12 protein-coding genes, 1 tRNA gene and 1 pseudogene are annotated in these 14,316 nt (G+C 27.8%); 13 read left to right on the top strand and 1 reads right to left on the bottom strand.

Annotated elements, in window-relative coordinates:
- Positions 1–318: 318 nt before the first annotated feature.
- From B3603_RS02570 to B3603_RS02615, 10 genes and pseudogenes are all read left to right on the top strand, one after another.
- Positions 319–858 (top strand): annotated as a pseudogene (locus tag B3603_RS02570) (IS607 family transposase); the annotation flags it as partial.
- Entirely contained in the window at positions 836–1,933 is a 1,098-nt protein-coding gene (locus B3603_RS02575) for an RNA-guided endonuclease InsQ/TnpB family protein (RefSeq protein WP_291560340.1), read from the top strand. The pseudogene B3603_RS02570 and the gene B3603_RS02575, both read left to right, overlap by 23 nt.
- A 235-nt stretch (positions 1,934–2,168) precedes the next feature.
- Positions 2,169–3,197 carry a selenide, water dikinase SelD gene (selD, locus tag B3603_RS02580; protein WP_291560342.1) on the top strand — a complete coding sequence of 343 codons (1,029 nt, stop codon included), beginning with the start codon at positions 2,169–2,171 and terminating at the stop codon, positions 3,195–3,197.
- A gap of 26 nt (positions 3,198–3,223) precedes the next feature.
- Positions 3,224–4,612 (top strand): L-seryl-tRNA(Sec) selenium transferase, encoded by a 1,389-nt coding sequence (gene selA, locus B3603_RS02585; protein WP_291560345.1) that lies wholly within the window; start codon positions 3,224–3,226, stop codon positions 4,610–4,612.
- A gap of 137 nt (positions 4,613–4,749) precedes the next feature.
- Positions 4,750–6,657 (top strand): selenocysteine-specific translation elongation factor, encoded by a 1,908-nt coding sequence (gene selB, locus B3603_RS02590; protein ID WP_291560348.1) that lies wholly within the window; start codon positions 4,750–4,752, stop codon positions 6,655–6,657.
- Between the two features lie 122 nt (positions 6,658–6,779).
- Positions 6,780–6,876, top strand: a tRNA-Sec gene (locus B3603_RS02595).
- Positions 6,877–7,021: 145 nt separating this feature from the next.
- A complete protein-coding gene (locus B3603_RS02600; RefSeq protein WP_291560350.1) occupies positions 7,022–7,381 on the top strand; it encodes a VOC family protein in 360 nt (119 codons plus the stop codon).
- Positions 7,382–7,805: 424 nt separating this feature from the next.
- Complete coding sequence (locus tag B3603_RS02605) at positions 7,806–8,348, top strand: GNAT family N-acetyltransferase (protein WP_291560352.1); 543 nt, start codon at positions 7,806–7,808, stop codon at positions 8,346–8,348.
- 819 nt (positions 8,349–9,167) lie between these two features.
- Positions 9,168–9,632 carry a DUF4829 domain-containing protein gene (locus B3603_RS02610; RefSeq protein ID WP_291560354.1) on the top strand — a complete coding sequence of 155 codons (465 nt, stop codon included), beginning with the start codon at positions 9,168–9,170 and terminating at the stop codon, positions 9,630–9,632.
- Positions 9,633–9,917: 285 nt separating this feature from the next.
- Complete coding sequence (locus B3603_RS02615) at positions 9,918–10,235, top strand: SH3 domain-containing protein (protein ID WP_291560357.1); 318 nt, start codon at positions 9,918–9,920, stop codon at positions 10,233–10,235.
- Between the two features lie 249 nt (positions 10,236–10,484).
- On the opposite strand, the gene B3603_RS02620 is transcribed toward B3603_RS02615, so the two are convergent.
- Positions 10,485–10,703 (bottom strand): hypothetical protein, encoded by a 219-nt coding sequence (locus B3603_RS02620; protein ID WP_291560359.1) that lies wholly within the window; start codon positions 10,701–10,703, stop codon positions 10,485–10,487.
- A gap of 244 nt (positions 10,704–10,947) precedes the next feature.
- On the opposite strand from B3603_RS02620, the gene B3603_RS02625 reads away from it, so the two are divergent.
- From B3603_RS02625 to B3603_RS02635, 3 genes are all read left to right on the top strand, one after another.
- On the top strand, positions 10,948–11,148 hold the full coding sequence (locus tag B3603_RS02625) for a hypothetical protein (RefSeq protein ID WP_039632079.1): 201 nt from the start codon (positions 10,948–10,950) through the stop codon (positions 11,146–11,148).
- Positions 11,149–11,471: 323 nt separating this feature from the next.
- Positions 11,472–11,744 (top strand): phage holin family protein, encoded by a 273-nt coding sequence (locus tag B3603_RS02630; protein WP_291560363.1) that lies wholly within the window; start codon positions 11,472–11,474, stop codon positions 11,742–11,744.
- A 297-nt stretch (positions 11,745–12,041) separates the two neighbouring features.
- Entirely contained in the window at positions 12,042–14,078 is a 2,037-nt protein-coding gene (locus B3603_RS02635) for a methyl-accepting chemotaxis protein (protein WP_291560364.1), read from the top strand.
- The last annotated feature ends 238 nt before the right edge of the window (positions 14,079–14,316 follow it).

Genomic DNA, 14,316 nt, shown 5'->3' on the forward strand with positions numbered 1-14,316 from the left:
GGTGGAGCACTCGGCTGTTAACCGATAGGTTGGAGGTTCGAATCCTCTTCACGGAGCCAATTATATTTATAATAGTAAATTAAGATTAAAAGGATAAATGTTATCTAAACATTTATCCTTTATTTTTTTGTTCAAAAACATAATTAATATGAATTCTTGTTAGATATGAGAATATTTAAAATATTTCGTGTATTAAAAAGGATTAGAAGTAACTTCTATAGAATAATAATGTAAGAGAAGCATTTATAATATGATTCAAACTAAATTAGGGGGGAGAGTAACAGTAGCAAAAAGGTTATAAAAGTTTAAGGTGAATTCAAGCCACATCATGTTTCACCAAGTGGATATAGATACTATTCACAAGAGCAACTTAATCATTTTTTAGGGATCAAAGGCATTGAAACTAAAACTAAAAAAGTAATTGGATATTGTAGAGTTAACTCCCACAAACAAAATGATGATTTAGCAAGACAAATAGAAAATGTTAAAACATATATGATTGCTAAAGGTTATCAATTCGAAATTATACAAGACATAGGAAGTGGGATAAACTACAATAAAAAAGGATTAAATCAACTAATAGATATGATAACTAATTCAGAAGTTGAAAAAATAGTAATTCTATATAAAGATAGATTGTTAAGATTTGGTTTTGAAATTATAGAAAATCTGTGTAACAAGTATGGGACTACTATTGAAATAATAGATAATACTGAAAAGGCAGAAGAACAGGAATTAGTTGAGGATTTAATTCAAATTGTTACAGTTTTTAGTTGCAGATTACAAGGTAAAAGAGCCAATAAAGCTAAGAAAATGATTAAGGAGTTGCTTAAAGGTGATACTGGGAAAGAAAGTTAGGCTATATCCAATTTTAGAGCAAGAACAAAAGCTATGGCAATCAGTAGGTACTTCAAGATTTATTTATAATTGGACACTTGCAAGACAAGAAGAAAATTATAAGCATGGTGGTAAGTTTATATCTGACAATGAGTTGAGAAAAGAAATAACAATACTTAAACAAGATGATTTAAACTGGCTAAATGAAGTATCAAATAATGTGGCTAAACAAGCTGTTAAAGATGGTTGTGAAGCCTACAAGAAGTTCTTTAAAGGTCTATCAGATAGACCAAGATTTAAAAGTAGAAGAAAAGCAAAACCATCATTTTACAATGATACTTCAAAACTTAAAGTTAAGGAAAGTTCAGTATTAATTGAAAAAATAGGTTGGATGGATATAAAGAAAAATTCAATACCTATGAATTGTAAATACACTAATCCAAGAATAAGTTTTGATGGAAAGTACTGGTTTATATCAGTCGGTTTAGAAAAGGAAAATCCAACGGTAGAGTTAACTAAAGAGAGCATAGGTATTGATGTTGGAATAAAAGATTTAGCTATATGCTCAAATGGGATGACTTTTAAAAACATTAACAAAACAAAAGCAGTTAAAAAGTTAAAAAAGACTTTGAAAAGAAAACAAAGACAGTGTTCGAATAAGTATGAAAAAAATAAAAAAGGAAAGGAATACGCCAAAACCAAGAACATTGCAAAACTTGAAAAGCAAGTAAGATTACTTCATAGGAGATTAGCCAATATAAGAGTTAATCACCTGCACCAAGCTACTAACAAGATAGTGAAAACCAAGCCATCAAAGGTAGTTATGGAAACACTTAATATTAAAGGTATGATGAAGAATAAACATTTATCAAAAGCTATTACAGAGCAATGCTTATATGAATTTAAAAGACAAATGAGATATAAATGTGAATTTAATGGCATTGAATTTATTGAGGCTGACAAATGGTATCCATCATCAAAGACTTGTAGTGGGTGTGGAAATATAAAAGCTAAACTTTCATTATCAGAAAGAAGTTATATCTGTGAGAATTGTGGCTGTATTATAGATAGAGATTATAATGCAAGTATCAAGTGATTCTTAGACTCAGGTGGAGTTTGCTTATAAGGAATACATCTNNATAAATCTTAGTAGATATTCAGCATAATTACCTAAACAATTATGCCTGAGGTGTACCATGCGTTGTATGGGAAGTTAAGCCCCTGGACTATTATATCAAACCAAAGTAGTCTTTAACAAAATGGGATAGGTTGAATGGGGAATTAAACAAGCTTTATAGAGTTTTATAAGGTTTTGGCAACGGTGATATTATATGGACGTTAAACTTACACAATACGCAAAAACCTCAGGATGAGCAGCTAAAATAGGGCCGGAGACCCTTTCGAAAATATTAAATAAATTACCTAAGATGAAAGATGATAATTTAATCGTAGGTATAGAAACTAGCGACGATGCGGCAGTTTATAAATTAAGTGATGATATAGCAACTATACAAACCTTAGACTTTTTTACACCAGTTGTAGATGATCCTTATACCTTTGGGCAAATTGCTGCATCTAATTCATTAAGCGATGTTTATGCAATGGGAGGAAAGCCTATAGTGGCATTAAACATAGTTTGTTTCCCTAACTGTCTTCCTATTGAAGTTTTAGGGGAAATATTAAAAGGTGGAGCAGATAAGGTTATAGAGGCCGGAGCCGTAGTGATAGGAGGTCATACTGTTTCTGATGATGAACCTAAGTATGGACTTTCAGTAATGGGAATAGTACATCCAGATAAGGTTCTTAAAAATTATGGATCTAAGGAAGGTGAGGTATTAATACTAACTAAGCCTTTAGGAACAGGAATATTAACTACTGCAATAAAAGCAGATATGGCTTCAAAGGAAGCTTATAATGAAGGTGTTAATGTTATGAGTACCTTAAATAGATATGCAGGTGAAATCATAACAGAGCATTATGTTAGTGCTTGCACAGATGTAACTGGATTTAGCATAATGGGACATGGTTATGAAATGGCAAGTGCATCTAATGTGACTTTTAGATTATATAAAGATAAATTACCTATAATTGAAGGTATTAAAGAATATGCAATGATGGGATTAGTTCCAGCAGGTAGCTATAATAATAAAAATTATTTAGATGGTAAATATGAATTGAAAAATGTTGAATTATGGATGGAAGATCTATTATTTGACCCACAGACTTCAGGGGGACTATTAATTTCTACTACTAAAGAAGAAAGTATAAGAATTATGGAGAAATTAGACAAGTTGGAACTAAAATCTGCCATAATAGGAGAAGTAATTAGTCTACAGGAGAAGCATATTATTGTAGAATAAATTTGTTATGGTATAGGAGAAATAATATGGATAAAGAGTTATTGAGGCAATTGCCTAAAATAGACGAACTTTTAAAAGAAGATTTAGTATTAAAAGAACTGAATGTTACAGGAAGAACAATTGTTGTTGATTCTCTTAGAGAATCAATAGATTTATATAGAAGATATGTATTAGAAGAGAAAATTCATAGTTTTGAAAGAGAAGAGATTTTAAATTATGCTTTTAAACTGTTAAATGACAAGAAAAAGCCTAATTTAAAAAAAGTTATAAATGCTACAGGTACAGTTATACATACTAATTTAGGCCGTTCACTTTTAAGTGATGGTGCAATAAAAAATGCTATCGAGGTAGCAGGTAGTTACAATAATTTAGAGTATGACATAAATAGTGGAAAAAGAGGTTCAAGATATAGTCATATAGAAGAACTTATAACTAAAATTACAGGGGCAGAAGCTGCTATGATGGTAAACAATAATGCTGCAGCAATAATGCTTGTTTTGGATACATTATGTAAAGATAAAGAAGCTATAGTATCAAGAGGACAACTTGTAGAAATAGGAGGCTCTTTTAGAGTGCCGGAGGTTATGAAATTTAGTGGAGCTAAACTTGTAGAAGTGGGTACTACAAATAGAACCCATTTATATGACTATGAAGATAATATAAATGAAAATACAGGATTATTGTTAAAAGTCCATACTTCTAATTTTAAAATTTATGGATTTACAGAGGAAGTTGACCTTGAAAGCTTAGTAAAGTTAGGCAATGATATGAATATTCCAGTAGTGGAAGATATAGGAAGTGGAGTTTTAATAGATTTTTCTAAATATGGATTTACTCATGAACCTACAGTACAAGAAAGTATAAAAAAAGGTGTAGATATAATAACTTTTAGTGGAGACAAGATGTTAGGTGGTCCTCAAGCTGGAATTATAGTAGGAAAGAAAAAATATGTGAATCTTATGAAAAAAAATCAATTAACCCGTGCATTAAGAATTGATAAAATGACCTTAGCGGCATTAGAAGGTACTCTTAAGTACTACTTAGATGAAAAATCAGCTATAGAAAATATTCCAAGTCTAAATATGATTTTGGCTTCAAAAGAAGATATGAAGAAAAAGGCTATAAAACTTAAGAAAAAGCTTTCTAGTAATACTGAGGATTTTGATTTTACTGTAACTTTAGATGCTTCTATGGTAGGTGGAGGTTCTATGCCTACAGAAAAGATAGAAACTTATGTTATAAGGGTTAAAAGCAAAGTCTTTTCAGCTAATGAGATGGAACAAAAACTTAGATATAATGAAACACCAATAATAACAAGAATATTCAATGATGAACTTATTTTGGATGTAAGAACTATATTTGAAAAAGATTTTGATATAATTATAAAAGCATTTTTAAATATGGGTTTTAAATAAGAAAATATCTTTAAAGAATTAGGCTTAAATTTTTATCAAGCTATGCATTGTAAACTGTATATTAATTGAGTTTTGCATTAACTTTTTAGATAATACATATGTATATGAAATTATCTAATTGAAAGGATGAATGTTTTATGAAGCATATTATTATAGGCACAGCTGGTCATATTGATCATGGTAAAACTACCTTAATTAAAGCTTTAACAGGAAGAGAAACAGATACTCTAAAAGAAGAAAAAGATAGAGGAATTTCAATAAATTTAGGGTTTACATATTTTGATTTACCTTCAGGAAAAAGAGCTGGAATAATTGATGTGCCTGGTCATGAAAAGTTTGTAAAAAACATGCTAGCAGGTATAAGTAGTATAGATGTAGTTTTACTAGTTATTGCTGCTGATGAAGGGATAATGCCTCAAACTAGAGAACATTTTGAAATACTTCAATTATTAAATGTAAAAAGAGGAATAATAGTACTTACTAAAGCAGATCTAGTAGACGAAGAATGGATTGATATGATTAAGTTAGACATCAAAGAGGAGTTTAGTGGAACTTTTCTTGAAGATGCTCCAATACATGCAGTATCTTCAAAAACTAAGATGGGTTTTGAGGAACTTATAAAAGATATAGAAATTATGACAGATGAGGTGGAGGCTAAAGATACAGAAGGACACTTTAGGTTACCGATAGATAGAGCCTTTACTATTAAAGGATTTGGAACTGTTGTTACTGGTACTATAATTAGTGGTAGAGTAAATGTAGGAGATACAATAGAAGTATACCCATCAAAAATAACTACTAAAGTTAGAGGTATTAAAATTCATGGTGAAAACTGTGAGTTTGGAGAAGCAGGCCAAAGATGTGCCCTTAACTTAGCTAATATCAAATTAAATGAAGTTCAAAGAGGAGATGTAATTGCAAGAGAAAATATAATGGAGCCTTCTAATACCATAGATTGTAATCTTTATTATTTAAAAAGTACTGATAGAACTTTAGTAAATAGACAAAGGGTACGATTATATCACGGTACTGAAGAAGTATTATGTAGGGTTGTAATATTAGATAAAGAAGAAATTGAACCAGGTGAAAATGCTTATGTACAGCTAAGATTGGAAAAACCTATAACAGCACAACGAAATGATAGATATGTTATAAGAAATTATTCTCCTATGTATACTATTGCAGGTGGTAGCATTATTGAGCCAGTAGCTAAAAAAGCTAAGAGATTTGATAAAAAATATCTTGAGCAATTAAAACTGAAGGAAAGTGGGAGAACAGAAAGCATATTAGAAAATGCTGTCTATAATTTAAGTGAGCAGTATCCTGATATGATAGCTATTATTAAAGGTTTAGGTAAAAATTTAGAAAATATAGATGAAAAACTAGAAGCTCTTATAAAAGAAGGATTAGTAATAAAATTAATTTCTTCAGAAAGTAATATATATATTCATAAAGAGTTCTTAAAAGACAAAATAATTGAATTTGAAAGGTTATTGATAGAATATCATAAGGAAAATCCATTAAAATTTGGAATGTCTAAAGAAGAGATAAAAAATAAGATATTTGGAAAATCATTAAAACAAAAGAACTACGATGAAATATTACAACTTTTAGAAGAAAGAAAAATAATAAAAGTAAGTTCAAAGTTTATTTCCTTATATGATTTTCATATTAAGTATAATAAAGAACATGAGAGAATGAGAAAACATATTATTTCAGAATATGAAAAGTATAAATATAATTGTCCTAAATATAATGATTTAGCTAATGAAGAAAAAGATAAAAGTGCTTTTAAAATGGTATATGAATCATTATTAGATCAAGAGATTTTAGTAAAGCTTAATGAAGAATGTATATTGACAAAGGATAATTATGAGAAGGCTAAGATTATGATTAAGGAATATATAGAAAAGAATGGATCAATAAATGCTTCCACTTCAAGAGAACTTTTAGAAACAAACAGAAAATATGCTGTAGCTATACTTGAGCATTTAGATAGTATAAAGTTTACAAAACGAGTAGAGAACGATAGGTTACTATATTAATTTTAAATATAGTCTATTTAAAATTATAATAGAAAATACTATATTAAAATCAGAAAATTGTTGAAATGTGAAAATATATGTGTTACAATTTCATATGTGTCCAAATTTAAAAGATAATACAAGGGAGTAGATAGGTGCTGGTGTGCCTGCCGGTCTTCAAAACCGTGTTGCCGTGCTAAGACCACGACGGGTGGGTTCGATTCCCACATATTCCCGCCAGTTGATAATACTAGCCTTGCGAGATTTTAGATAAAAATCTTGCAAGGCTTTTTTATTTTACTTTTAAAATATAACTAATATGACATACTGATGTCTTATAACAAGCTATATAATAATCTATATATGTTATAAGAGAGGTGCTAAAATGAACTTTGAAATAAAATTAAATTCTCTATATATTTGTGTTAAAAACATGGAAAGAGCTATTAATTTTTATGAAAAATTCTTTGAAAAGCAAGTAGATATAAAAGATGAAGTCTTTAGCATTTTTGACATAAAAGGATTTAGGTTTTGCTTATTTAATAATAGAAAAGTAAGTGAAAAAGTTACTTGGGGAGATAATTGTTTACCAAGCTTTGAGGTGAATAATATAAATAAATTAACTGAAAAATTATTAGAGCTTAATGCTGAAATAAATTTTCCTTTGACTAAAATCAATAATAACTGGGTTTTAGAATTTAAAGATAGTGAGGGAAATGAGATTGAGGTCTATTGTAAAGTTTAAGGACCAAATAAAGAGCAAATAGTTTTTGTTTTGCAGTACACATTAGGTGTTTTAAACTATGGAGAAAGAATAAGCTTACTCTATGGGGTGACTTGTTTTATAAAAGGAAAAATTAAATAGCCGTAGAATAAATAAAATAAAGATTNNGTTTAACCTTAACATAGGACGTATTTAGATTATTTTCTAAGACCTTTATTCTTTCCAATTGCTTCTCGTTTAACCTTAACATAGGACGTATTTAGATCACATAATGGCGCTAATATAAATGTCAATATTAAAATCGTAATTTTTTGATCATTTAAGAATGTAGTTTTTTATTAATCCTTTTCTTTAAAAGTTGAAGTCATGGAAGTTAAGTATTACGCAACAAAAAATTTATATTGATTTATATTATATTGATTTATATATAGGAGGTAAAATTAATATGGTTCTTACGGGTAACAAAATTTTTATTCGCTTTTTTGAAGAGGCAGATGCAGAATCTTTACTGGATTTGCATTTAAGAAATGGTGAGTTATTTCAGAAATATTCGCCGACTTTTGACGATGACTTTTACACACTTGATGCAAAACGTAAATATATTAGCAATTCTATAAAGCAAAGAGAAGAAGATAAAGCATATTCTTTTGGTATATACTTAAAAGATAACGGGAAATTGATTGGTAATGTATCCTTGTATCATATATTTCGAGGCTCACTTCAGAGATGTTTAATTGGTTATTCATTGGACAAACAGTATAATGGTAGAGGATATACCACGAAAGCAGTCTCTTTAGCAGTAGAATTTGCGTTTAATGAATTAAAACTACATCGTGTTGATGCAGGTGTAATGTTAAGCAATATAGGTTCAATGCGAGTATTAGAAAAGGCAGGTTTTCATAGAGAAGGTATAGAACAAAAGGGTGTAAAGATTAATGGCCAATGGGAAGACCATCAGATGTTTGCTATAATATCAAATAATAACTAAGCTCTATAGCGATAAGGTGAAAAAGGCATATGGTACATTTCTTATTATTCTTATAATGGATAAAAAATCAATAAGAAAAAGAAAGAGAGAAAAAGTAGAATATAAGATATAGAAATAATAAGCTACAGCTTAGAAGGATTAAAAAAGGTAATATAGTATATATTATCGGTAGCAATAATTTTAATAGAACAATAATTGTCTGAAGGCTTTGAAGACATTTTATTAGTCCTACGCTAAAGGATTAATTATAGGATTAATAATAAGGCTAATTAAAACCTAAGATTAATTCCTATGTTATTTTCTTTGTGATCTAATTATTTCTATACAATTTTTTAAAGTTATTTCAATTTGTTTCTTTTCTAATAGTATCGAAAAGGGAACTTTTAAATCAGATTAAAACATAATTCATTTAAATATATATGAATTAGTATTAAAATTATAGAAGATGGATATAATTTAGCAAATGAAATAATACTGATTGGATAGAAAAAATAAAAATAGTGTATCATTTTTATATTATTAAATTAGATAGTTTGAAGCAATAAATTGTCAATCAGTTTAATATACAATTAACGGATGAAGGCGTTAACTACAGAGGGATTACAAATGTGGTTACAGCTATTAAACAAAGAGTGAATTTTAGAAAAGCATCTAGATAACTAGGTGCTTTTTTATTTAGATTATTTTGAATTAAATATAAGCTAAAAAGATATTTAAATATATTGTATAATATAGAATAGGGAAAATTTGTATAATAAAAAGTGAATTCAAATTTTAAAATCTCAAATATGTGATTTTATTTGATAAATTAGAGGGGATATGAATAAGAATAAAAATGTAGTTTTAATTATTTTAATTACAATTATTTTTTCAGTTACCGCATGTTCTAAACAAAATACATCACAAATAGAAAATCCACAAAGTGTAGTAGAGAACTATTTCACTTCTATGAATGAAAAAAATGTTGATGAACATTTGAAAACTTTATCAGAAGATGAAAAGAAAAATCAAGGTAAAATTAATTTTGATAAGATTGAGTATATCAATATTATAAGTATTGATGAAGAAATGGATACTAAATTTAAAGAAGGCTATTTGAAAAACGGACAAGGAGAAGGAAAAGGAATTTCTAAAGAAAATTTAAAGGTTTATAAGGTAAAATATGATGTAAAGTATAAAGAAGGCACAATTACAGCACGAGATAGTGGAACATATGAGGAGTGGTATTGGATTATTAGAGAAAACAGTAATTCACCATGGGTGATTGATGATGCTGGAGTTTAATACATGTTTTACTACAATAAGCATGATAAAATAAAATTTTCAATAATTGCTAGGATTTAAGTGAATTTAAAGATTTAAAACCATGCAAAAATATGAGCAATAATAGCTATGAATCAGAATTATAAATAGATTTTGTAAATTTATGTGGATTTACATTACAAAATTTCATAATTAATATATAAATGGAGAAATTTAACATAATATAGCGAATGTATATTATTAAAGAAATAATCTATTGTATGGAGGGGCTTATATGAAAAAAGAATTTTACTAAGTACTATTGGGTTGGTAACTATACTTAACGTAAGTTCAGCTTTACCAGTAAAAGCTGATACTTTAGAAAATAATAATATGCCTAAAGATATCAATTTAAATATGGTAGTAATAAAAAGATATGATGGTATGATAAATGGAACAGGAGTAAGGCTTAGAACAGCTCCAGGTACTTCATCTAGAGTGATAACAACTCATAAGAACAGGCAAAGAGTAACTATTTTAGAATTTGGAAAGAAAAAAATTAATGGACATAAATGGGATAGAATAAGAACTGAAAGTGGTCAAGAAGGATATGTAGCTGATACATATGTATTAGGAATAGCTTAGATTAAAGTAAGTCTGATTTTATAAAAGAAAGAGTTAAGTAATTTTTTTCTGATTACTTAGCTTTTTTTTATTTTTTAAAATTGATGACAGATTGACGGCAGAAATTTTACAGTACTATGCCTTAAATTCGGCTACTTATTTTAGAATCAATTTTATAATTTTTTTATAAAATCTGATTAATTATAATAGGAAAGACATCATATACTTTAGATGCCTTTTCCTAGAGTAGTTAGTTGTTACAACCAGGAGCTACCCAGCCATCCCATCAACCACAATTGCTACAATATGATATAGTGTGCAATCACCAGTTTTTACAGTATGGATACGTGGATTGAAACAATCACATGTTGGCTTAGCATTAGCTATGATAGTAAGCCCTATAGTAAAAAATAAAGTTAAAGTTAGTAATGAAATAGATAGCCTTTTTAAAAATTTTTTCATAAATATATCTTCTTTTTCTTTATACACTATATCATACGAGATTAAAAATAAATTAATAGTTAATATTGGCTCTTTTTTTATGCATAGAATTACTATGAATTAACTAACGAATTTATTCCTTTAGCTAGTTCATTAGTTTGAAATTTACAATAACATTGAATGTATTTTTATAGTGGAACTTAAATGATAATTTCATCATATAATATAAGTGTAATTCAATTTAAATATATAAAATTTCTAAAATATGTAAAAATAGGGGGATGAAAAAATTATGGAATTGAGTTTAAGTATTCTTTTTTTAGATGGAACGAGTATATGGCTAAATAATACAACCATTACAAATTATAATGACATGTATACGTGGTTAACAACTGGTACTACTGATAATTTTGTTTGTGAAAGATCAAATGGAACACAAATTATACTCTATAAAAATGCAATAAAATATGTTGATGTATTTAGCGTTGCTTAATTTGAAGAAGTAAATTGAATTAAATATATAATATTAAAATTCCATTATTTCAAGCCACACACTTAAACTAGTGTGTGGTCTTTAATTATTATTAAATTTTTTATCATAAAATAAAGCTATTGTTAGATAGTAGGAATAATAAGTACTGTAGACATATTTAAAAAATTAAATAAAACTTTATAAAATATCTCTATTCATAAAATTTCAGCATATAATTTATTAAGTTATAAATTAAAATGATATTCTAATTTATAGTATAAAGTGATTAATATAAATTTTATATTATTTTTAAATTTATATATTGATTATGAATGGAGGTAATTATGGATATAATGAGCTTTATTACAGAGAAAGCACTTATATTAATACCAGTACTTTATATAATAGGAATGATGCTTAAAAATACCTCTAAAATTCAAGATTGGAGCATTCCTTGGATACTTTTAATCGTAGGTATAGGAAGTTCTATAGGTCTTTTAGGATTTAACATGGAAGCAATTATACAAGGAGTTTTAGTTACAGGTACTACAGTGTATACAAACCAATTATTTAAGCAAAGCACTATAAAAAAGAAAGAACAAGATGATAAAAGCTAAAGGTAATGTATTTATACATTACCTTTTTTATATATAAAATTTATTAAAATGATTATAAATATAGTTAACAATGCAAATGTAACATTTTGGGAAAAATTTTTAAAATATATAAATAAAATAAATTAATTTTAATCTTAATTAGAAAAAAATAGCTTTAATATTATTTTAATATATATCTTCTTAAAAACTTTCTATAAAGCTGCAAAGGTTAACAAAAAGGTATAAAGTATAACAGTTTATAGACGAACATAATTTATATCGGTAGTTTGCTATTTAAAGCTATGGGAGGATATATTAATGAAGAAAAAAATAAAAATTAAACTAAAGTTTAAGAGTATAGCTACAAAACTTGCTTTTTATTTTGGAATACTAATTTTTTTAGTTAGTGGTGTATTAGGAACACAATCAGTAAGATTGTCGGAAGAATCCGCACTTAATATTCTAAACTTAACTTTACCAGAAGTTGCAACAAATGCTTCTAATTCTATAGATAACTATATAAAAGGAACTATAGGCTCATTAGAATCAATATCAATTTGGGAAGAGTTAACAGATCCGAATATAACTATAGAAGAAAACCTTAGTTATATTAAATCGGAGGAAGAAAGAACAGGTCATCTTAGAATGGGAATTATTGAGCCTAATGGAAAGGCTCACTATACTGATGGAGCTAGCGAAGATGTTTCAGATCGCGAGTATTTCAAAAAATCTTTATCAGGGGGGATTGCAGTAAGTGAACCTTTTGAAGATAAAATAAGTGGAGAAACAGTAATAGTTTACTCAGTACCTATTAAAGACAATAATGGGCGTGTTAAAGGAATTTTATCTGCAACAAGAGATTTAAAGAAAATTAATGAGATGATATCTAAAGTCACTTTTGGTGAAACAGGAAAATCTTTCATGCTTGATAAAAGTGGAACAATTACTGCACATTATAATCCGGAAGTAGTAAAAAGAAGAGATAATTTAATAGAGATGTCAAAAGAGAACGAAGAGCTAAAAGGAATGGCTGAAATTTGTAAGAAAATGATTAGTGGACAAAAAAATGCTGAATCATGTACTAATGGCGGAAAAGAACAGTATATAGCTTATGCTCCTATCACAACTACAGGTTGGTCAGTAGGTATATTTATTGATGCGGAGGAAGTATTAGCAGGTACATATAAAGCTGAAAACATGATAGCAATAATTTCGATAGTAGCAGTACTAATAAGTTTAATGTTTGTACTATTATTAACAAAATCAATTAAAAAGTCTGTATCTACTACTGTAAGCCATCTAGAAGTATTAGCATCAGGAGATTTTACAGAAGAAGTATCAAAAAAATTGTTAAATAGTGGTGATGAATTCACTAATATAGGAAAAGCTATTGAGAGAATGCAAGTATCTATGAGTGAGGCTATAAGTACTGTACAAAATAATGCTTATACAATTGATGAAAATGCAGAAAGTTTATCAAGTCTATCAACAGAGATGTCCAGTTCTATTGATAATGTAGCAATTTCAGTACAAGATGTAGCTAAAGGTATGGAAACTCAATCAGGAGATTTAGTATATATAGTTTCAATATTAAATGATTTTAATATTCAACTTGATAATGTATTAGAATCTGTAAAGGTTATTGAAAATGGAACTTCAGAAATTCACATAAAAGCTAATGATAGTAATAAAGATATGAGTAGTGTTATAAATTCAGTAGATACTGTAACAGATTCATTTAGCGAATTAGTAGAAAAAATACAAAATGTAGAAGGAAATATAAATAAAATAAACGAAATAACTACCTTAATAAAGGGAATATCAGATCAAACAAACTTATTAGCACTTAATGCAGCCATAGAAGCGGCTAGAGCAGGAGAAGCAGGTAGAGGCTTCTCAGTAGTAGCAGACGAAATAAGAAAACTAGCGGAGCAAAGCAAACACTCAACAGAAAATATAGTTAAGCTAATAAGTACTATATCTCAAGATACAGAAAAAATGGTTGAAACCACTGATATGGTAAATAATCAATTATTGACTCAAAAAAGTAGCATAACAACAGCAATAGAATCCTTTGGAGAAATAACAAAGGCTGTAAATGATATAAATCCTAAAATTGAGGAAGCAACTAAGATAGCAACTGATATAAATAATAGGAAAAATGACATAATAGAGAAGGTAGAAGCAACTTCATCAGTAGCGGAAGAAGTATCAGCTTCATCTGAGGAAATTGCCGCAACTTCAGAAGAGGTAAGTGCATCTACTCAAGAAGTATCAGCTTTAGCTCAGGAACTTTCTAATATGACCAATAGTATGAAAAAATTAGTAGAATTATTTAAAGTTAAAAATTTCTAAATATATTAAGGAATACTAATATAATTTATTAGTATTCCTTTTAATTTTAATATGAATATTAAAATATAAAACTTTTTTCAAATGGTTCAATTTATAATTACGAACATTTAAAAAAATAATTAGTTAATATGTAAATCTATTTTGCATAATATTACGTTTTTAAAACTCTTTATAACTTGCATAATATTAAATATCAGTGACTTTTTAAGTAGTTATTTAATTATGAAATATTCATTAT

Source organism: Clostridium sp. UBA2485 (assembly GCF_002341865.1).
In the GTDB taxonomy this organism is placed as follows: Bacteria; Bacillota; Clostridia; order Clostridiales; family Clostridiaceae; genus Clostridium_J.